Source organism: Pseudomonas sp. Y3 TE3536, from assembly GCF_053629175.1.
Genome location: NZ_JBRJHU010000001.1, coordinates 1,069,634 through 1,084,494, shown reverse-complemented (window position 1 = coordinate 1,084,494; position 14,861 = coordinate 1,069,634). Strand labels below are relative to the sequence as shown.

At 65.4% G+C, this 14,861-nt stretch carries 11 protein-coding genes and 1 pseudogene; 9 read left to right on the top strand and 3 right to left on the bottom strand.

What is annotated here, in order from left to right:
• Positions 1 to 186 precede the first annotated feature (186 nt).
• From AB7M33_RS04840 to AB7M33_RS04815, 6 genes and pseudogenes are all read left to right on the top strand, one after another.
• Positions 187 to 2,361: a DUF1631 domain-containing protein gene (locus AB7M33_RS04840; protein ID WP_099428333.1), complete on the top strand. Its 2,175-nt coding sequence runs from the start codon at positions 187 to 189 to the stop codon at positions 2,359 to 2,361.
• Positions 2,362 to 2,449: 88 nt separating this feature from the next.
• Entirely contained in the window at positions 2,450 to 3,016 is a 567-nt protein-coding gene (ampD, locus tag AB7M33_RS04835) for a 1,6-anhydro-N-acetylmuramyl-L-alanine amidase AmpD (RefSeq protein ID WP_085274092.1), read from the top strand.
• Entirely contained in the window at positions 3,013 to 3,843 is an 831-nt protein-coding gene (gene ampE / locus AB7M33_RS04830) for a regulatory signaling modulator protein AmpE (RefSeq protein ID WP_099428335.1), read from the top strand. The genes ampD and ampE overlap by 4 nt, the downstream gene beginning before the upstream one ends.
• Positions 3,844 to 4,060: 217 nt before the next feature.
• A complete protein-coding gene (locus AB7M33_RS04825; protein ID WP_454242513.1) occupies positions 4,061 to 4,924 on the top strand; it encodes a hypothetical protein in 864 nt (287 codons plus the stop codon).
• Positions 4,924 to 5,166 (top strand): annotated as a pseudogene (locus AB7M33_RS04820) (methyl-accepting chemotaxis protein); the annotation flags it as partial. The gene AB7M33_RS04825 and the pseudogene AB7M33_RS04820, both read left to right, overlap by 1 nt.
• 192 nt (positions 5,167 to 5,358) lie before the next feature.
• Positions 5,359 to 6,072 carry a methyl-accepting chemotaxis protein gene (locus AB7M33_RS04815; RefSeq protein WP_454244199.1) on the top strand — a complete coding sequence of 238 codons (714 nt, stop codon included), beginning with the start codon at positions 5,359 to 5,361 and terminating at the stop codon, positions 6,070 to 6,072.
• A 127-nt stretch (positions 6,073 to 6,199) separates the two neighbouring features.
• Here the strand turns inward: AB7M33_RS04815 and AB7M33_RS04810 are convergent, their stop codons facing one another.
• Positions 6,200 to 6,976: a TatD family hydrolase gene (locus tag AB7M33_RS04810; RefSeq protein WP_274888134.1), complete on the bottom strand. Its 777-nt coding sequence runs from the start codon at positions 6,974 to 6,976 to the stop codon at positions 6,200 to 6,202.
• A gap of 2 nt (positions 6,977 to 6,978) precedes the next feature.
• A complete protein-coding gene (cra, locus tag AB7M33_RS04805) occupies positions 6,979 to 7,974 on the bottom strand; it encodes a catabolite repressor/activator (RefSeq protein ID WP_027594423.1) in 996 nt (331 codons plus the stop codon).
• 277 nt (positions 7,975 to 8,251) lie between these two features.
• Here cra and ptsP point away from each other — a divergent pair, with 277 nt between their 5' ends.
• From ptsP to AB7M33_RS04790, 3 genes are read left to right on the top strand one after another with little or no spacing between them, the layout of a single operon-like run.
• Positions 8,252 to 11,104 carry a phosphoenolpyruvate--protein phosphotransferase gene (ptsP, locus tag AB7M33_RS04800; protein WP_454242512.1) on the top strand — a complete coding sequence of 951 codons (2,853 nt, stop codon included), beginning with the start codon at positions 8,252 to 8,254 and terminating at the stop codon, positions 11,102 to 11,104.
• Positions 11,104 to 12,051, top strand: a complete 948-nt coding sequence (pfkB, locus tag AB7M33_RS04795) for a 1-phosphofructokinase (protein ID WP_454242511.1) — start codon at positions 11,104 to 11,106, stop codon at positions 12,049 to 12,051. The genes ptsP and pfkB overlap by 1 nt, the downstream gene beginning before the upstream one ends.
• Positions 12,048 to 13,808, top strand: coding sequence for a PTS fructose-like transporter subunit IIB (locus AB7M33_RS04790; RefSeq protein WP_454242510.1), 1,761 nt, complete (start codon positions 12,048 to 12,050; stop codon positions 13,806 to 13,808). The genes pfkB and AB7M33_RS04790 overlap by 4 nt, the downstream gene beginning before the upstream one ends.
• A gap of 793 nt (positions 13,809 to 14,601) precedes the next feature.
• Here the strand turns inward: AB7M33_RS04790 and AB7M33_RS04785 are convergent.
• Positions 14,602 to 14,823, bottom strand: coding sequence for a DUF3820 family protein (locus AB7M33_RS04785; RefSeq protein WP_027595485.1), 222 nt, complete (start codon positions 14,821 to 14,823; stop codon positions 14,602 to 14,604).
• Positions 14,824 to 14,861 lie beyond the last annotated feature (38 nt).

The following is a 14,861-nucleotide window of genomic DNA, read 5'->3' as shown; positions in this document are numbered from 1 at the left end:
AGGGCCATGGCCGGTGACCTTTGGTCGGCCCGTCTGAGCATCTGGCCGAATACAGGGTCATTTCCCAGCAAGCGAAACGGCGCTGGCAGCTGTCCGTTTTTTTGCCGATAATAGTGACCAGTATTTGGCGTCATAGCTTTGACGATTCGTTGCCCGTGGGGCAAGCAAGCCTGCAAGGAGTTAGGGATGCATAAAGAAGGCAAGGTGGTGCCCCTGGCGGCAGCCATCGACCGAGGGGCGCGCACGCCTCTGCCTTGCCTTCCGGTATTGCTCCTGCAAGTGCGCGACAAAGCCGCGCTGCAATTGCGCCAAGGCCTGCAGGCCTTGTTCGACAACACCGACGTCACCCTCTTCGAGATGGCCGACAAGGCCGCTGAGCGCTGCGACCAGAACCTGTATTTCGAAGCGATGCGCGACGTGCGCCTGAAGCGCAAGAGCATCGAGCGCGGTTTTCTCGACACCTTCCATCACACCTTCGCCAGCCTCGGCCGGGCAGACCCTCTGGGCGGCCTGGGTGAAGCGCAGGGTTCAGGCAACAAGGCGCAGCGCGAGCGTGCATCCGCCATCGACGGCATGGTCGCGCGGGTGCTCTCGCGAGACGGCCTTGCCCTGCAGCAACTGGGCTTGCGCTTACAGGCATTGCTCGATCGCCCAGTGGGGGAGCAGCAAAACCCCGTGGGCCCCGCTGCGCTGTGCGGCTATTTCCTCGAAGCGGGCCGCAACCTGGGGGTCGGGCTGCGGGTCAAGCTGATCCTCTTGAAGCTGTTTGAACGCTACGTGTTGCGTGATGTGGAGGTGCTCTACGCAGAGGCTAACCAGCTGCTGGCCGCGGCCGGTGTGCTGCCCGAACTGCAGCCTGCGCCGCGTCGGCGCGCCGAGGATCGGTGCCTGAGCGCCGGGCGCCGGCCGTCCAGCCTGGAGGCGCAAGGGGCGCTGGGCGCGGACAGTGCCGGGCAAGCGTATTTTGCCTCACTGCAAACGCTTCTGGCCCCCGCGCGCGGGCAGATCGCGCCGCGTTTGCAGCGGGTGGCTGCTGCCCAGCCGATCAGCACCGCCGACCTGCTGCGCCTGCTTTCGCACCTGCAGCACTATGTGCCCGCCACGCAGGCGGCGGATGACTTCGCGCTTGGCCAACAGCTGGAACAACTCTTGTTGCGCGTCAGTGTGCGCAGTGGCACGCGTCGGCGCATCGCCACGGCCGATGAAGACATGATCAACCTGATCGGCCTGCTGTTCGATTTCATCCACAACGACGACAACTTGCCCGCCAGCCTACGGGCATTGATCGCGCGTTTGCACATCCCGCTGCTCAAGGTCGCGCTGCTCGACAAGGGGTTGTTCAGCCGCGCCAACCACCCGGCCCGGCGCTTGCTCAACGAGATCGCGGGTGCTGCGATCGGTTGGCAGAGCAGCGCCGAAGGGCTGCGCGACAGTTTGCATGTACGGGTGGAGCGTATCGTTCAGCGTCTGCTCAACGACTTCACCGATGACGCCTGCCTGTTCGCCGAGCTGCTCGACGAGTTTCTCGCCTTCAGCCAGGACGAGCGGCGCCGCCACGAGTTGCTCGAACAGCGTACCCGCGACGCCGAAGAGGGCCGCGCGCGAACCCTGCAGGCCCGCCAGCAGGTGCAGCAGGTGCTTAACCAGCGTCTGCGCGGGCGGGTGCTGCCGCACGTGGTGGTGCAGATGCTGGTGCAGGCCTGGAGCCAGGTGCTGCTGCTGGCGTGGCTCAAGCAGGGCGAAGGGTCCGAGGCATGGCGCAACGGCCTGGCCACCCTGGACACGCTGCTCGCCAGTATCGCCCCGCACCATGACCCGCAGGCCTGTCAGCAACTGCTGCAACAGGTGCCCGGCCTGCTCAAGGCCTTGCGCGAAGGCCTGGCTGGCGTGGCGCTGGACTCCACCGCCACCCGTGACTTTTTCCAGCAGCTTGAGCAATTGCACCTGCGCGCTTGCTCGGCGTCCGAAGGGCACAGGGCCGATGACCCGCCCGTGCTGGACGAGGTGCTGGTGGACGAGGACATCGTGCTAGCGCTTGCCGAAGAGCCCGCCTGCGCCCCCCTGCACGTTGTCGACGGCAATGCCTCGGCATTGCGCCAGGTGCAGCGCCTGCGTATCGGCAGCTGGGTCGAGGTGTTCGATGAAGACGACCCATTGCGCTGCAAGCTGGTGGCGCGCATCGACAGCAACGATCGGCTGGTGTTCGCCAATCGCACGGGCATGAAAGTGCGTGAGTGGAACACCGGCAGCCTCGCCCAGGCGCTGCACCGGGGAGAGGTGCGGGTGCTCGATGACGGCGCGCTGTTCGAGCGGGCGCTGGAGTCGGTGCTCGAAGGGCTGCGGCAACAGCAGGTCCATTGAGTCATCATTACAATGATTCACATGCAAACGGCCGCGGACGCAGGGCATACTGCTGCTCTGTACCCGGCGTTTTTTCAGGATCTGCCCCATGCAATTGGACCGTGCCACCGGCTGGTTCCACGGAATCACCCACTGCCCGTCGCCCAACTTCAACGCGCGCCCCGAGGGCGAGTCGATCTCCCTGCTGGTGATTCACAACATCAGCTTGCCGCCGGCGTGTTTCGGCACCGGCAAGGTTCAGGCATTCTTCCAGAACCGCCTGGACGCCCATGAACATCCCTATTTCCAGAGCATCTGCCACCTGACGGTTTCGGCGCACCTGTTCGTCGAGCGCGATGGCGCCGTCACCCAGTTCGTGTCGTTGCTCGACCGCGCCTGGCATGCCGGTGTCTCGTGCTTCGACGGGCGCGAGGGCTGCAACGACTTCTCCATCGGCATCGAACTCGAAGGCACTGACGACCTGCCATACACCGATGCCCAGTACACCACGCTGGCGCAGCTGACCCGGCAGATCCGCGACGCCTGGCCGGTCATCAGCCTTGAACGCATCCAGGGCCACAGCGACATAGCACCGGTGCGCAAGACCGACCCAGGCCCGGCCTTCGACTGGGGCCGCTATCGCCAAACCGTGAAGGATAACGAGGACAACTCATGAGTTTTCTGGTTTTGCTGTTGGCGCTGTGGGTCGAGAAATTCTCGGCACTGCGCCATCGAATACAGCGCGATGGTTTTTTCCTCGGTGAACTGGTGCGCCTGGAGCGCAGCGGCAAGGTGCAGCCGTGGTGGACGTTGGCCATTCTGGTGCTGGCGCCGGTAGCGGTGCTGGCCTTGCTGCTGCATGTGCTGGAGCCCGTCGCTTATGGCCTGCTGGCATTGCCGGTGCACCTGCTGGTGTTGATCTACAGCCTGGGCCGCGGTGATGCGAAAGCGGCGCTGGGGCCGTTTCGCGATGCCTGGCGGCGGGGTGACGATCAGGCCGCCCTGCACGTGGCCGAGCGCGACCTGGGCCTGGTGGCCGACGAGCCTCACAGCCTGCTGGTGCGGGTGCAGGGTTACCTGCTGTGGCAGGCCTACCAGAGCTTCTTCGCCGTGATCTTCTGGTATTTCGTGCTCGGCCCAGGTGCTGCCTTGGCCTATCGCCTGCTGGCGCTGTGCGGCGAGCACAGCAAGCAGCCCGCGCTCAAGGCGCGTGCCGAGCAACTGCGGCACATCATGGACTGGCTGCCGGTGCGGGTGATGGCCTTGAGCTTCGCGCTGGTCGGCAACTTCGTCGCGGTGACCCGCGTGATGCTGCACGAGCTCCTCAACTGGCACATCAGCGCCGGCCACCTGGTGGCCAGGGTTGGGCGCATTGCCGACGATATCCCCGAGGAAGAAGACAGCCAGCGTGGCCTAAGCCGGCTGGACAGCCTTTGGGAATTGCTGCTGCGCTGCGCGGTGCTGTGGTACGCCGGGTTTGCGTTGTGGACGGTGCTGGTCTGACCTCACCGCCGTAACACGCGCCCTGTAGGAGCAGCCTTGTGCTGCGAAGAGGCCAGTAGCACCACCCCTGAATCTTCGGGATGCAACTGGCCTCTTCGCAGCACAAGGCTGCTCCTACCGGGGCTTAACCATAAGTTACAAACCTCCGATTCGATCTGCGGTATACACGTGGCACTGTGCTACCCCGTAGAACAATAAGAATCCAAGGAGGTGCCCCGTGAAGCGTCTGCTTTATCCGGCCATCGCACTGATGAACCGGCTGAGCTTCGGTCAGAAGTTCAGTTTTGTCAGCGTCCTGTTTTTCCTGCCTATGCTGGTCATCAGCGGCTACCTGGTACGCGATGCGTACCAGCAGTTTCAGGCCACCCGCGCCGAGCTGCAGGGCATTGCCCCCCTGCGCGAAAGCCTGGCCCTGCGCGCAGGCTTCGAAGCCTTGGGCAGCCTCCTGCAGATCAATGCCGTGATCGGCCAGTCGGGCCAGGCCGGTGATGTCGAATCGCGTATTGCTGCGTTGCAGGGCAACGTGCAGGAGCATCTCCAGGCACTGCATAGCGACGACCCGCAGCTGGAAGCCAAGCGCGAGGACTTGGCCGATGCCTTTGCCCGCGCCCGCGAAGAGTCCTCGCTGCAGAACAAAACGGCGTTGTTCGACGCATTGCTCGCCCAGGCCCAGGTGCTGACCCGCCTGGTGGCCAGCCAATCTGGCCTGAGCCAGGACAGCCAAACCTCGGTGCGGCAACTGAACGACCTGCTTGGTGTGGCGACGGCGCAGGTCACCCAGGCCCTGGCGGACGGGCAGGCGATGGGGGCCATTGCCCTTGGGCGTGGCTTCATGGATTCGTCCGGCAGCGCGCGCTTCGAAGATTTGCTGCAGCGCCTCGAGCGCCTGGCCACCGACTACGCACTGCGTTTGGAGGACGCCCTGGGCAGTGACCCCGCGGCCAAAGCGGCCCTGGCCAGCAGCGCCCAGGCCAGCCAGGCGACGGTCAGGCAGGCCGCCGCGTTATTCGAAGCGCAGGTGGTGGTGGCCGAGACTTTGGACGCGCCCTGGCCTGCGTTCTATCAGCAACCCATGAGCTGATGGGGCACACCTACCGCCTCAACGAGGCCATTCTCATGCACCTGCAGGGGCAACTGCAGGACCGGCTGGGCGAGCAACAGTGGCGCATGATCGGCCTGGTGGCGGTGCTGGCCGGTGTGTTCGCGCTGATTGTGTACCTGTACAGCGGGTTCTACGTCTCGACCCGGGCGACCCTGCGCCAGCTCGGCAAGGCGATGGGCAAGGTCGCCGACGGCGACATGACGGTCAGCTTCCAGGCCCGCAGCCGCGACGAGTTGGGCGAGCTGGGGCAAGGTTTCAGCAACACCGTGCAGCGTATCCGTGGCCTGATCGACCAGGTTGGCCGCACCGTGGTGGCCGTCGAAGAACAGGCCAGCCAAGTGTTGGCGGTGTCAGTGCGGAGCAACCAGGCGGTCAGTGGCCAGCGTGAGCAAATCGAGCAAGTGGCCACGGCCATGAACCAGATGAGCGCCACTGCCCAGGAGGTCGCACGCAGCGCGGCTTTGGCTGCCGATGGCGCGCAACAGGTCAACCAGGAAAGCGCCAGTGGCCGTGGCCTGGTGCAACGCCAGCAAGGCAGCATCGACCGGCTGGCTGCCGAGATCGACCAGAGCGTGGGGGCCATCAATCAGCTAGCCAGTGACAGCCAGGCCATCGGGCGGGTGCTTGAAGTGATCCGCAGCATTGCCGAGCAGACCAACCTGCTGGCACTCAACGCCGCGATCGAGGCCGCGCGCGCCGGGGAGCAAGGCCGAGGCTTCGCGGTGGTCGCCGATGAGGTGCGCACCTTGGCCAGGCGCACCCAGGACTCGACTGCAGAGATCGCGCAGATGATCCAGCGCTTGCAGGAGGGGGTCGCAGCGGCGGTCAGTGCCATGGGCAGCAGCCACCAGATGGCCGCTGGCACCGTCGATGAAACGCGACAGGTGCAGCAGGCGTTGGGCAATATTTTGGGTGCGGTGGGCAGTATCGTCGAGCAGAACCAGCAGATTGCCGCTGCCGTGGAGCAGCAGACCGCCGTGGCGCATGACATCGACCAGAACATCGTGGCGATCAACAGCGCCGCGCAGGACACCACCCAAGGAGCCTGCCAGACCGAGGAGGCTAGCCGGGCATTGTCTGCTCAGGTGGTGGAGTTGAAACGGTTGATCGGGGCGTTCAGGGTTTAATGAGGCTATCTCTGTAGGAGCAGGCTTGTGCTTCGAAGAGGCCGGTTTGGCTGTAGAGAGGCTGTGGCGGTAATGGCCTCTTCGCAGCGCAAGGCTGCTCCTACAGCGCTAGCGCCGGGGCAGTCAGCTACCAGCCAAATAACTCACAGGCATTCTTGCTGCTGGCGTCAGCCAACACGTCCACCTCTATGCCGATCACCTCAGCCAGCGCTGCGGCAATCTCCGGCAGGTGTTCCGGGCTATTACGCTGCCCGGGGTACATCACCGGGGCCATGTCTGGCGCGTCGGTCTCCAGCACTACGCTTTCCAGCGGCAGCCGGGCAAGGGTCTTGCGCAAGCGCACTGCCTGCGGCCAGGTAGCCGCCCCGCCAAGCCCTAGGCGGAAACCAAGCTTGATGTACTCGCGCGCCTCTTCATAGCTGCCTGCAAAGGCATGGATGACCCCAGCCCGGGCCGGCTTGTAGCGCTTGAGCGTGGCGATCACCTGGGCATGGCTACGGCGCACATGCAGCAAGGCCGGCAGCTCGAACTCGCAGGCCATCTGCAGTTGTGCTTCAAACAGCGCCTGCTGGCGATCCTTGTCCAATGCTTCCAGGTAGTAATCCAACCCGAACTCACCCACGGCGCACAGGCGCGGGTCGCCGCGCAGGCGCTCCAGCCAGTCGCGCAGCTGGGCAAGGTGCTCTGGGCGATGCTGGCCCAGGTAAACCGGATGCAAGCCCAGGGCAGCAGCCACACGCGTGTCGGCGCAGGCCAGGTCCCACACCCGCTGGAAATTCGCCTGATACACCCCCAGCACCACCATGCGTTCCACCCCGCGCGCCGCCGCATTGGCCAGCAGGCGCGAGCGGTCGGCGTCGAAGTCGGGGAAGTCCAGGTGGGTGTGGGTGTCGATCAGGCGCATGTTCAGGCCGCTGGGATACGTTGCTTGAAGGTTCGACCGATAGCGTGCACGCCGGGCTCGTAACGCTCTTCCTCGATGGCTGCCAGGGCCAGCTCTAGCGCAGTGGCAGCGATCAGCCCGTGCTGTTGGGCCATGGCGTTGACCGGAAGCGGCAGGAAGTCGAGCAACTGGTTGTCACCGAAGGTGCCCAACTGCAGCTGGCGCGAGTCGGCGGGGCGCGCCTGCAAGGTGTCGAACACGCCCTGCAGCAGCACGTAGGAGGTGGTAACCAGGGCATCCGGCAGGCCACCCTGTTCGTCGATCAGTTGCTGCATCAGGCGCTGACCGCATTCACGGCTGAACGCCTCCCCCTGATAACGGCGCACCTCACCTGCATAGCCTTGCAGGGCTTCGTCGAAGCCGCCGGCACGGGCCTGGCTGACCGAAAGCTCCGGGCGGGCGCCAATCAGGGCGATGCTGCGCGGGGCTGCGCTGAGCAGGCTGGCGGCCAGCTGACGGCTGGCGTCGCGATCATCGCTGATCACCGAGCAGAAGTGTGCGGGGTCCAGGCGACGGTCGATGGCGATCACCGGCAGGCCCTTGTCTTGCAGCTCACGGTAGCTGTCGTCTTCCACAGGCAAGCAGCTGGCGACGAACAGGGCATCGCAACGACGGGCGCGGAACAGTTGCTGCAGCTGGCGCTCGCTGTCCGGCTGGTCATCGCTGCTGGCAATCAGCAACTGATAGCCACGGGCGCGGGCGCCTTGCTCGAGCTGCTTGGCGATGCGGGCGTAGCTGGGGTTTTCCAGATCCGGGAGAATGAAGCCCAATGTGCGGGTATGCCGGCTGCGCAGGCCGGCGGCTTGCGGGTTGGGCGTGAAGCCATGGGCCTCGACCACTGCGCGCACGCGCTCGACAGTGCTGCTGCTGATGCGCTGCTGTTCGGCCTTGCCATTGATGACGTAGCTGGCAGTGGTCACGGACACACCGGCCAGACGGGCGATATCGCTGAGTTTCACCGAATTTTCCTTGTTATTACCGGGGCTGGCTGCGAGGCCAGACCGGATAGTTTGACCCGGAGCTGCGCTCGCGCGCAGACGACCATTGTCGCAATTGTCCGACAGGATGGGGCTTTTTCCTCGGGAGATTATCGAGTAACGTGGCCGCCTGGTCAGGTTAATCGTTTCATCTGCCAAATTTTCTGCCTCGGCTGCCATCTGCGCAAGGCTGTTCAACTGGCCATTTTCGACAACAATACCTCAGTACCCCACCTGGGCACTGCAAAAGGAGAAGGGCATGCTCGAGCTCGCCACAGGGCAAATAGCCATGGGCCAGAAGGCCGCGGACAAGGCCGAGGCCTTGCGCCTGCTGGCAGATCAGCTGGTGGCCGACGGCCTGGTCGCCGAGGGCTACCTCGCGGGCCTGCAGGCCCGCGAGGCGCAAGGCTCGACCTTCCTCGGGCAGGGCATTGCCATCCCGCATGGCACGCCGCAGACCCGCGACCTGGTCCACACCACCGGTGTGCGCTTGCTGCAGTTCCCCGAAGGCGTGGACTGGGGCGATGGCCAAAGGGTCTACCTGGCCATTGGCATCGCCGCCCGTTCCGATGAACACCTGCGCCTGCTGCAATTGCTGACCCGTGCCCTGGGCGAGACCGACCTGGCCGAGGCGCTGCGCCGGGCCAGCTCTGCCGAAGCCTTGCTCAAACTGCTGCAAGGCGCGCCACAGGCGTTGGCGTTGGATGCGCAACTGGTTGGCTTGAACCTGCCGGCCGAAGATTTCGACGAGCTGGCCTGGCGTGGTGCGCGCCTGCTGCAGCGCGCCGGTTGCGTCGACAGTGGCTTTGCCGCCGTGCTGCAGCAGGCCGAGCCTTTGCCATTGGGCGAGGGCCTGTGGTGGCTGCACAGCGAGCGCCAGGTGCGCCAGCCGGGCCTGGCATTCATCACCCCGCAGCAACCGCTGCGCTATCGCGATCAGCCGCTCAACGGCCTGTTCTGCCTGGCCAGCCTCGGCGCCGCTCATCAGGCTTTGCTCGAGCGCTTGTGCGAAGTGCTGATTGAAGGGCGCGGGCAGATGCTCTACCAGGCCACCAGCAGCCGTGCGGTACTGCAGGTGCTGGGCGGTGAGGCGCCGGCGGATTGGCCCAGTGCGCGCATCGTGTTGGCCAACCCCCATGGTTTGCATGCCCGCCCGGCCAAGGTGCTGGCGCAACTGGCCAAAGGCTTCGAGGGCGAAATCCGTGTGCGGCTGACCGACAGCGCGCAGCCAGCGGTGTCGGTCAAGAGCCTTAGCAAGCTGCTGAGCCTCGGCGCCCGCCGTGGCCAGGAGCTGGAACTGATTGCCGAACCGGCCATCGCCGCCGATGCCTTGCCAGCGCTGCTGGCGGCCATCGAAGCGGGCTTGGGCGAGGACGTCGAGCCGCTGCCACAAAGCCCCGCACCGCTAGCCAGCCTGCCGCTCGAAGTGCTTCAGGCACCCGCCGCAGGCAGCCGGATCCAGGGTGTGGGCGCGGCGCCTGGGATTGCCAGTGGCCCGGCGCACGTCTGCGTCGAGCGCGACATCGATTACCCCCTGCGCGGCGAATCCCTCGCCCAGGAACGGGCCAAGCTGCGCGAGGCCTTGGCAACGGTGAACAGCGAGCTGCACAACTTGGTGCAGCGCAGCGACAAGGCCATCGGCGAGATCTTCGTCACCCACCAAGAAATGCTCGCCGACCCGGCGTTGGCCGACGATGTCGAGCAGCGCCTGGCCCAGGGCGAAAGCGCCCCGGCGGCGTGGATGGCCGTGATCGAGGCGGCAGCCCGGCAGCAAGAGTCGCTGCATGACGCCTTGCTCGCCGAACGGGCCGCTGACCTGCGCGACATCGGCCGGCGCGTGCTGGCCCAGTTGTGCGGCGTGCAGGCGCAGGTCGAGCCCGAACAGCCCTATGTGCTGGTGATGACCGAGGTCGGCCCTTCCGATGTGGCCAGGCTGGACCCGAGCCGGGTCGCCGGTATCGTTACCGCCCAAGGCGGCGCGACGGCCCACAGCGCCATTGTCGCGCGTGCCCTGGGCATTCCGGCAGTGGTCGGCGCCGGTGCGTCGATTCTGCTGCTCGAGGCCGGCACGCCATTGCTGCTCGATGGGCAACGCGGTGTGGTCAGTGTTGCGCCAGCGGCCGCCGAGCTGCAGCGTGCCCTGGCCGAGCGCGACCAGCGCGAACAGCGCTTGCAGGCAGCCTGGGCCCATCGCCATGAACCGGCAGTCACCCGCGATGGCCATGCGGTCGAGGTTTTCGCCAACATCGGTGAGAGCAGCGGTATCGACAAGGTGGTGGAGCAGGGCGCGGAAGGTGTCGGGCTGCTGCGCACCGAACTGATTTTCATGGCCCACCCCCAGGCACCCGACGTCGCTACCCAAGAGGCCGAGTACCGCCGCGTGCTCGATGGCCTGGGTGGCCGGCCCCTGGTGGTGCGCACCCTGGATGTCGGCGGCGACAAGCCGCTGCCGTACTGGCCGATCGCTGCCGAAGACAACCCCTTCCTCGGCGTGCGCGGCGTGCGTTTGACGTTGCAGCGCCCGCAGGTCATGGAAGACCAGTTGCGCGCCTTGCTGCGCGCCGCTGACCAGCGCCCGCTGCGGATCATGTTCCCGATGGTCGGCCAGGTGCACGAGTGGCGTGAAGCGCGGGCCATGGTCGAGCGCCTGCGTGAGGAAATCCCTGTGGCCGACCTGCAACTGGGGATCATGGTCGAAGTGCCCTCGGCAGCCCTGCTGGCGCCGCAGTTGGCCCGCGAAGTGGACTTCTTCAGCATCGGCACCAACGACCTGACCCAATACACCCTGGCCATCGACCGTGGCCACCCGAGCCTGTCGGCCCAGGCCGACGGCCTGCACCCGGCCGTATTGAGCCTGATCGACATGACCGTGCGCGCTGCCCATGCCGAAGGCAAGTGGGTGGGCGTGTGCGGTGAGCTGGCCGCCGACCCGCAGGCGGTGGCCGTGCTGCTTGGCCTGGATGTTGACGAGTTGAGCGTCGCCGCCCGCAGCATTGCCGAAGTCAAAGCCCTGGTTCGCCAGGCCGATCACCAAACGGCCCGCGCCCTGGCGCGCGAAGCCTTGCAACAAGACAGCGCTGCGGCGGTTCGCGCGCTGGTGGAGCGTTACTGATGGCCAAGATCCTCACCCTTACCCTGAACCCGGCGCTGGACATCACCATCAGCCTCGATACCTTGCGCCCGGGGCACGTCAACCGCAGCCAGGCCCAGCACAGCGATGCGGCGGGCAAAGGGCTGAACGTTGCCCAGGTCTTGGCCGACCTTGGCCACAGCGTCACCGTGGGCGGCTTTCTTGGGCAGGACAACCTGCAGCCGTTCGAGGCCTTGATCGCCTGGCGTGGTTTTGCCGACTGTTTTGTCCGCGTGCCAGGCGAAACGCGCAGCAACATCAAGCTGGTCGAAGCTGATGGCCGCGTGACCGATATCAACGGCCAGGGGCCAGAAGTCGATGAAGCCGCCCGTACCGCGTTGCTGCGGCAACTGGAACAGATCGCCCCAGGGCATGACGCAGTAGTGGTGGCCGGCAGCCTGCCACGGGGTATCAGCCCCGAATGGTTCCGCCAGTTGCTCGAGCAACTCAAAGCTCAGGGCCTCAAGGTCGCCCTCGACAGCAGCGGCGAAGCCTTGCGCGTCGGCCTGCAAAGTGCGCCTTGGCTGGTCAAGCCCAACACCGAGGAATTGGGCGAGGTGCTGGGCCTGGCCGTACAAACCCCAGCGCAGCAACGCGCGGCTGCTGAGCGGCTGCTGGCCAGCGGTATCGAGCATGTGGTGGTGTCGGCCGGCGAACACGGCGTCAGCTGGTTCGCCCGCGACCTCGCCCTGCATGCCCAGCCGCCCACGGTGCGGGTGGCCAGTACCGTGGGTGCGGGGGATTCGCTGGTGGCTGGCATGGTCGACGGCCTGTTGCGTGGCGAGGCGCCGGCGCAGACCTTGAGCCGCGCTACCGCCATTGCCGCCCAGGCCGTGACCCAGGTCGGCTTTGGCATACGTGACCGCGAGCAACTGGCACGCCTTGAAGCCGGCGTGCAACTGACAGAACAACAAGAGGGTTGCCGATGAACATTGCCATTGTCACCGCCTGCCCCAACGGCCAGGTGTCCAGTGTGCTGAGCGCGCGCTTGCTGGCGGCAGCTGCGCAGCGCCGTGGCTGGAGCACCCGTGTCGAGGTGCAGGACGCCGAGCACTCCGAGCGGCAACTGACGGCGGCCCAGCTCGCCGAGGCCGATTGGGTACTGGTAGTCAGCACCGGGCCTATCGACCTGGCCCGCTTCGTCGGCAAGCGCGTGTACCAGAGCACGCCGTCCCAGGCCCTGGCCGACCGTGAGGGGTTCCTCGACGAGGCGGCGGCCAACGCCCAGCTGTTGGCGGCCAACGCCCAGCTGTTGGCGGATACGCCCGACAGCCCGGCAGCGTTGAGTGGCGCTGGCGTGCGGATTGTCGCGGTCACGGCGTGCCCGACCGGCGTCGCGCACACGTTCATGGCTGCCGAAGCCTTGCAGCAGGCCGCGCAGCAGCAGGGCTATCAACTCACCGTGGAGACCCAGGGCTCGGTGGGGGCACGCAACCCGCTGTCCGCCCAAGCCATCGCCGAAGCCGACGTGGTGCTGCTGGCCGCCGACATCGAAGTCCCCACCGCACGGTTTGCCGGCAAGCGCATTTACCGCTGCGGCACCGGCATCGCCCTCAAGCAGGCACGCGCCACCCTGGACAAGGCCCTGGCTGAAGGCAAGGTCGAGAACGCTGCAGATGCCGCGGCGGCCTCCGCTTCCGGCAAGGGTGAAAAGACCGGCGTGTACAAGCACCTGCTCACCGGGGTGTCGTTCATGTTGCCAATGGTGGTGGCGGGTGGCCTGCTGATCGCCTTGTCGTTCGTGTTCGGCATCGAGGCCTACAAAGAGCCGGGTACCTTGCCGGCAGCGTTGATGCAAATTGGCGGCGAGGCGGCGTTCAAACTGATGGTGCCACTGTTGGCCGGCTACATCGCCTGGTCGATCGCCGACCGCCCGGGCCTGGCGCCCGGCATGATTGGTGGGTTGCTGGCCAGCACCCTGGGCGCGGGCTTCATCGGCGGCATCATCGCCGGTTTTCTCGCCGGCTACAGCGCCAAGGCCATTGCCCGCTGGGCACGCTTGCCGAGCAGCCTCGAGGCGCTCAAGCCGATCCTGATCATTCCGCTGTTGGCCAGCTTGTTCACGGGCCTGGTGATGATCTACGTGGTTGGCCAGCCGGTGGCGGCCATGCTCGAAGGGCTGACGCAGTTCCTCGACAGCATGGGCACCACCAATGCCATCCTGCTGGGGTTGGTGCTCGGCGGCATGATGTGCGTCGACCTGGGCGGCCCGATCAACAAGGCCGCCTACGCCTTCTCGGTGGGCCTGCTGGCCTCATCGAGCTATGCCCCCATGGCGGCGACCATGGCTGCTGGCATGGTGCCGCCCATCGGCCTGGGCATTGCCAGCTTCCTCGCCCGGCGCAAGTTCGCCCAGAGTGAGCGCGAGGCGGGCAAGGCCGCGTTGGCACTGGGGCTGTGCTTCATCTCTGAAGGTGCCATCCCGTTTGCCGCCAAGGACCCGCTACGGGTGATCCCGGCGAGTGTCGCCGGGGGTGCCTTGACCGGTGCACTGTCGATGTACTTCGGCTGCAAGCTGATGGCGCCGCACGGTGGCCTGTTCGTGCTGCTGATCCCCAATGCCATCAACCATGCGTTGCTCTACCTGCTGGCGATCGTCGCCGGCAGCTTGCTGACGGCCGTGGTGTATGCGGTGATCAAGAAGAGCGAGCAAGTGGAACTGGCCGTCGCGCCGGTGAAAGGCTAGCCCCACCCAGCCGCGAACTGCGTAGGAGCAGCCTTGTGCTGCGAAGAGGCCATCACTGCCTAACAAAATGTTCAGCCATACCGGCCCTTTCGCAGCACAAGGCTGCTCCTACAGGTCAAGCACGAGCCTGAAGTCAGCATTGAACTATCAAAAAGCCGACCCTGAGGTCGGCTGGCCACCGTATCTGTAGGAGCAGCCTTGTGCTGCGAAGAGGCCATCACCGCCTACCAAAATGTTCAGCCATACCGGCCCTTTCGCAGCACAAGGCTGCTCCTACAGGTCAAGCACGAGCCTGAAGTCAGCATTCAACCAGCAAAAAAGCCGACCCTGAGGTCGGCTGGCGACCGTATCTGTAGGAGCAGCCTTGTGCTGCGAAGAGGCCATCACTGCCTACCAAAATGTTCAGCCATACCGGCCCTTTCGCAGCACAAGGCTGCTCCTACAGGTCAAGCACGAGCCTGAAGTCAGCATTGAACTATCAAAAAGCCGACCCTGAGGTCGGCTTGCGACCGTATCTGTAGGAGCAGCCTTGTGCTGCGAAGAGGCCATCACCGCCTACCAAAATGTTCAGCCATACCGGCCCTTTCGCAGCACAAGGCTGCTCCTACAGGTCAAGCACGAGCCTGAAGTCAGCATTCAACCAGCAAAAAAGCCGACCCTGAGGTCGGCTGGCGACCGTATCTGTAGGAGCAGCCTTGTGCTGCGAAGAGGCCATCACTGCCTACCAAAATGTTCAGCCATACCGGCCCTTTCGCAGCACAAGGCTGCTCCTTCAGAACACAATGAGGCGCTATTAGCGCCGATGCTTTTGCCGCAACGGCTCTAGCAAGTCCATCAGCCCGTTGTGATCGACTTCATGCATCAACGCCAATAACCCGCCCAGCTCCCCGGCCGGGAAGCCTTTGCGCGCGAACCAGGCCAGGTAGTCACCCGGCAGGTCGGCGATGATCCGACCTTGGTATTTGCCAAAGGGCATGGTCCGGGTGACCAGCAGTTCGAGGGTTTCCGGTTTCATCGACGCACCTGGCAGTCCAAAAGCGCCGACCATACTGC

Coding starts and splice junctions, on each gene's coding strand:
- AB7M33_RS04840 (WP_099428333.1), top strand. CDS start 187: ATGCATAAAGAAGGCAAGGTGGTGCCCCTGGCGGCAGCCATCGACCGA.
- ampD (WP_085274092.1), top strand. CDS start 2,450: ATGCAATTGGACCGTGCCACCGGCTGGTTCCACGGAATCACCCACTGC.
- ampE (WP_099428335.1), top strand. CDS start 3,013: ATGAGTTTTCTGGTTTTGCTGTTGGCGCTGTGGGTCGAGAAATTCTCG.
- AB7M33_RS04815 (WP_454244199.1), top strand. CDS start 5,359: ATGAACCAGATGAGCGCCACTGCCCAGGAGGTCGCACGCAGCGCGGCT.
- AB7M33_RS04810 (WP_274888134.1), bottom strand. CDS start 6,976: ATGCGCCTGATCGACACCCACACCCACCTGGACTTCCCCGACTTCGAC.
- ptsP (WP_454242512.1), top strand. CDS start 8,252: ATGCTCGAGCTCGCCACAGGGCAAATAGCCATGGGCCAGAAGGCCGCG.
- pfkB (WP_454242511.1), top strand. CDS start 11,104: ATGGCCAAGATCCTCACCCTTACCCTGAACCCGGCGCTGGACATCACC.
- AB7M33_RS04790 (WP_454242510.1), top strand. CDS start 12,048: ATGAACATTGCCATTGTCACCGCCTGCCCCAACGGCCAGGTGTCCAGT.
- AB7M33_RS04785 (WP_027595485.1), bottom strand. CDS start 14,823: ATGAAACCGGAAACCCTCGAACTGCTGGTCACCCGGACCATGCCCTTT.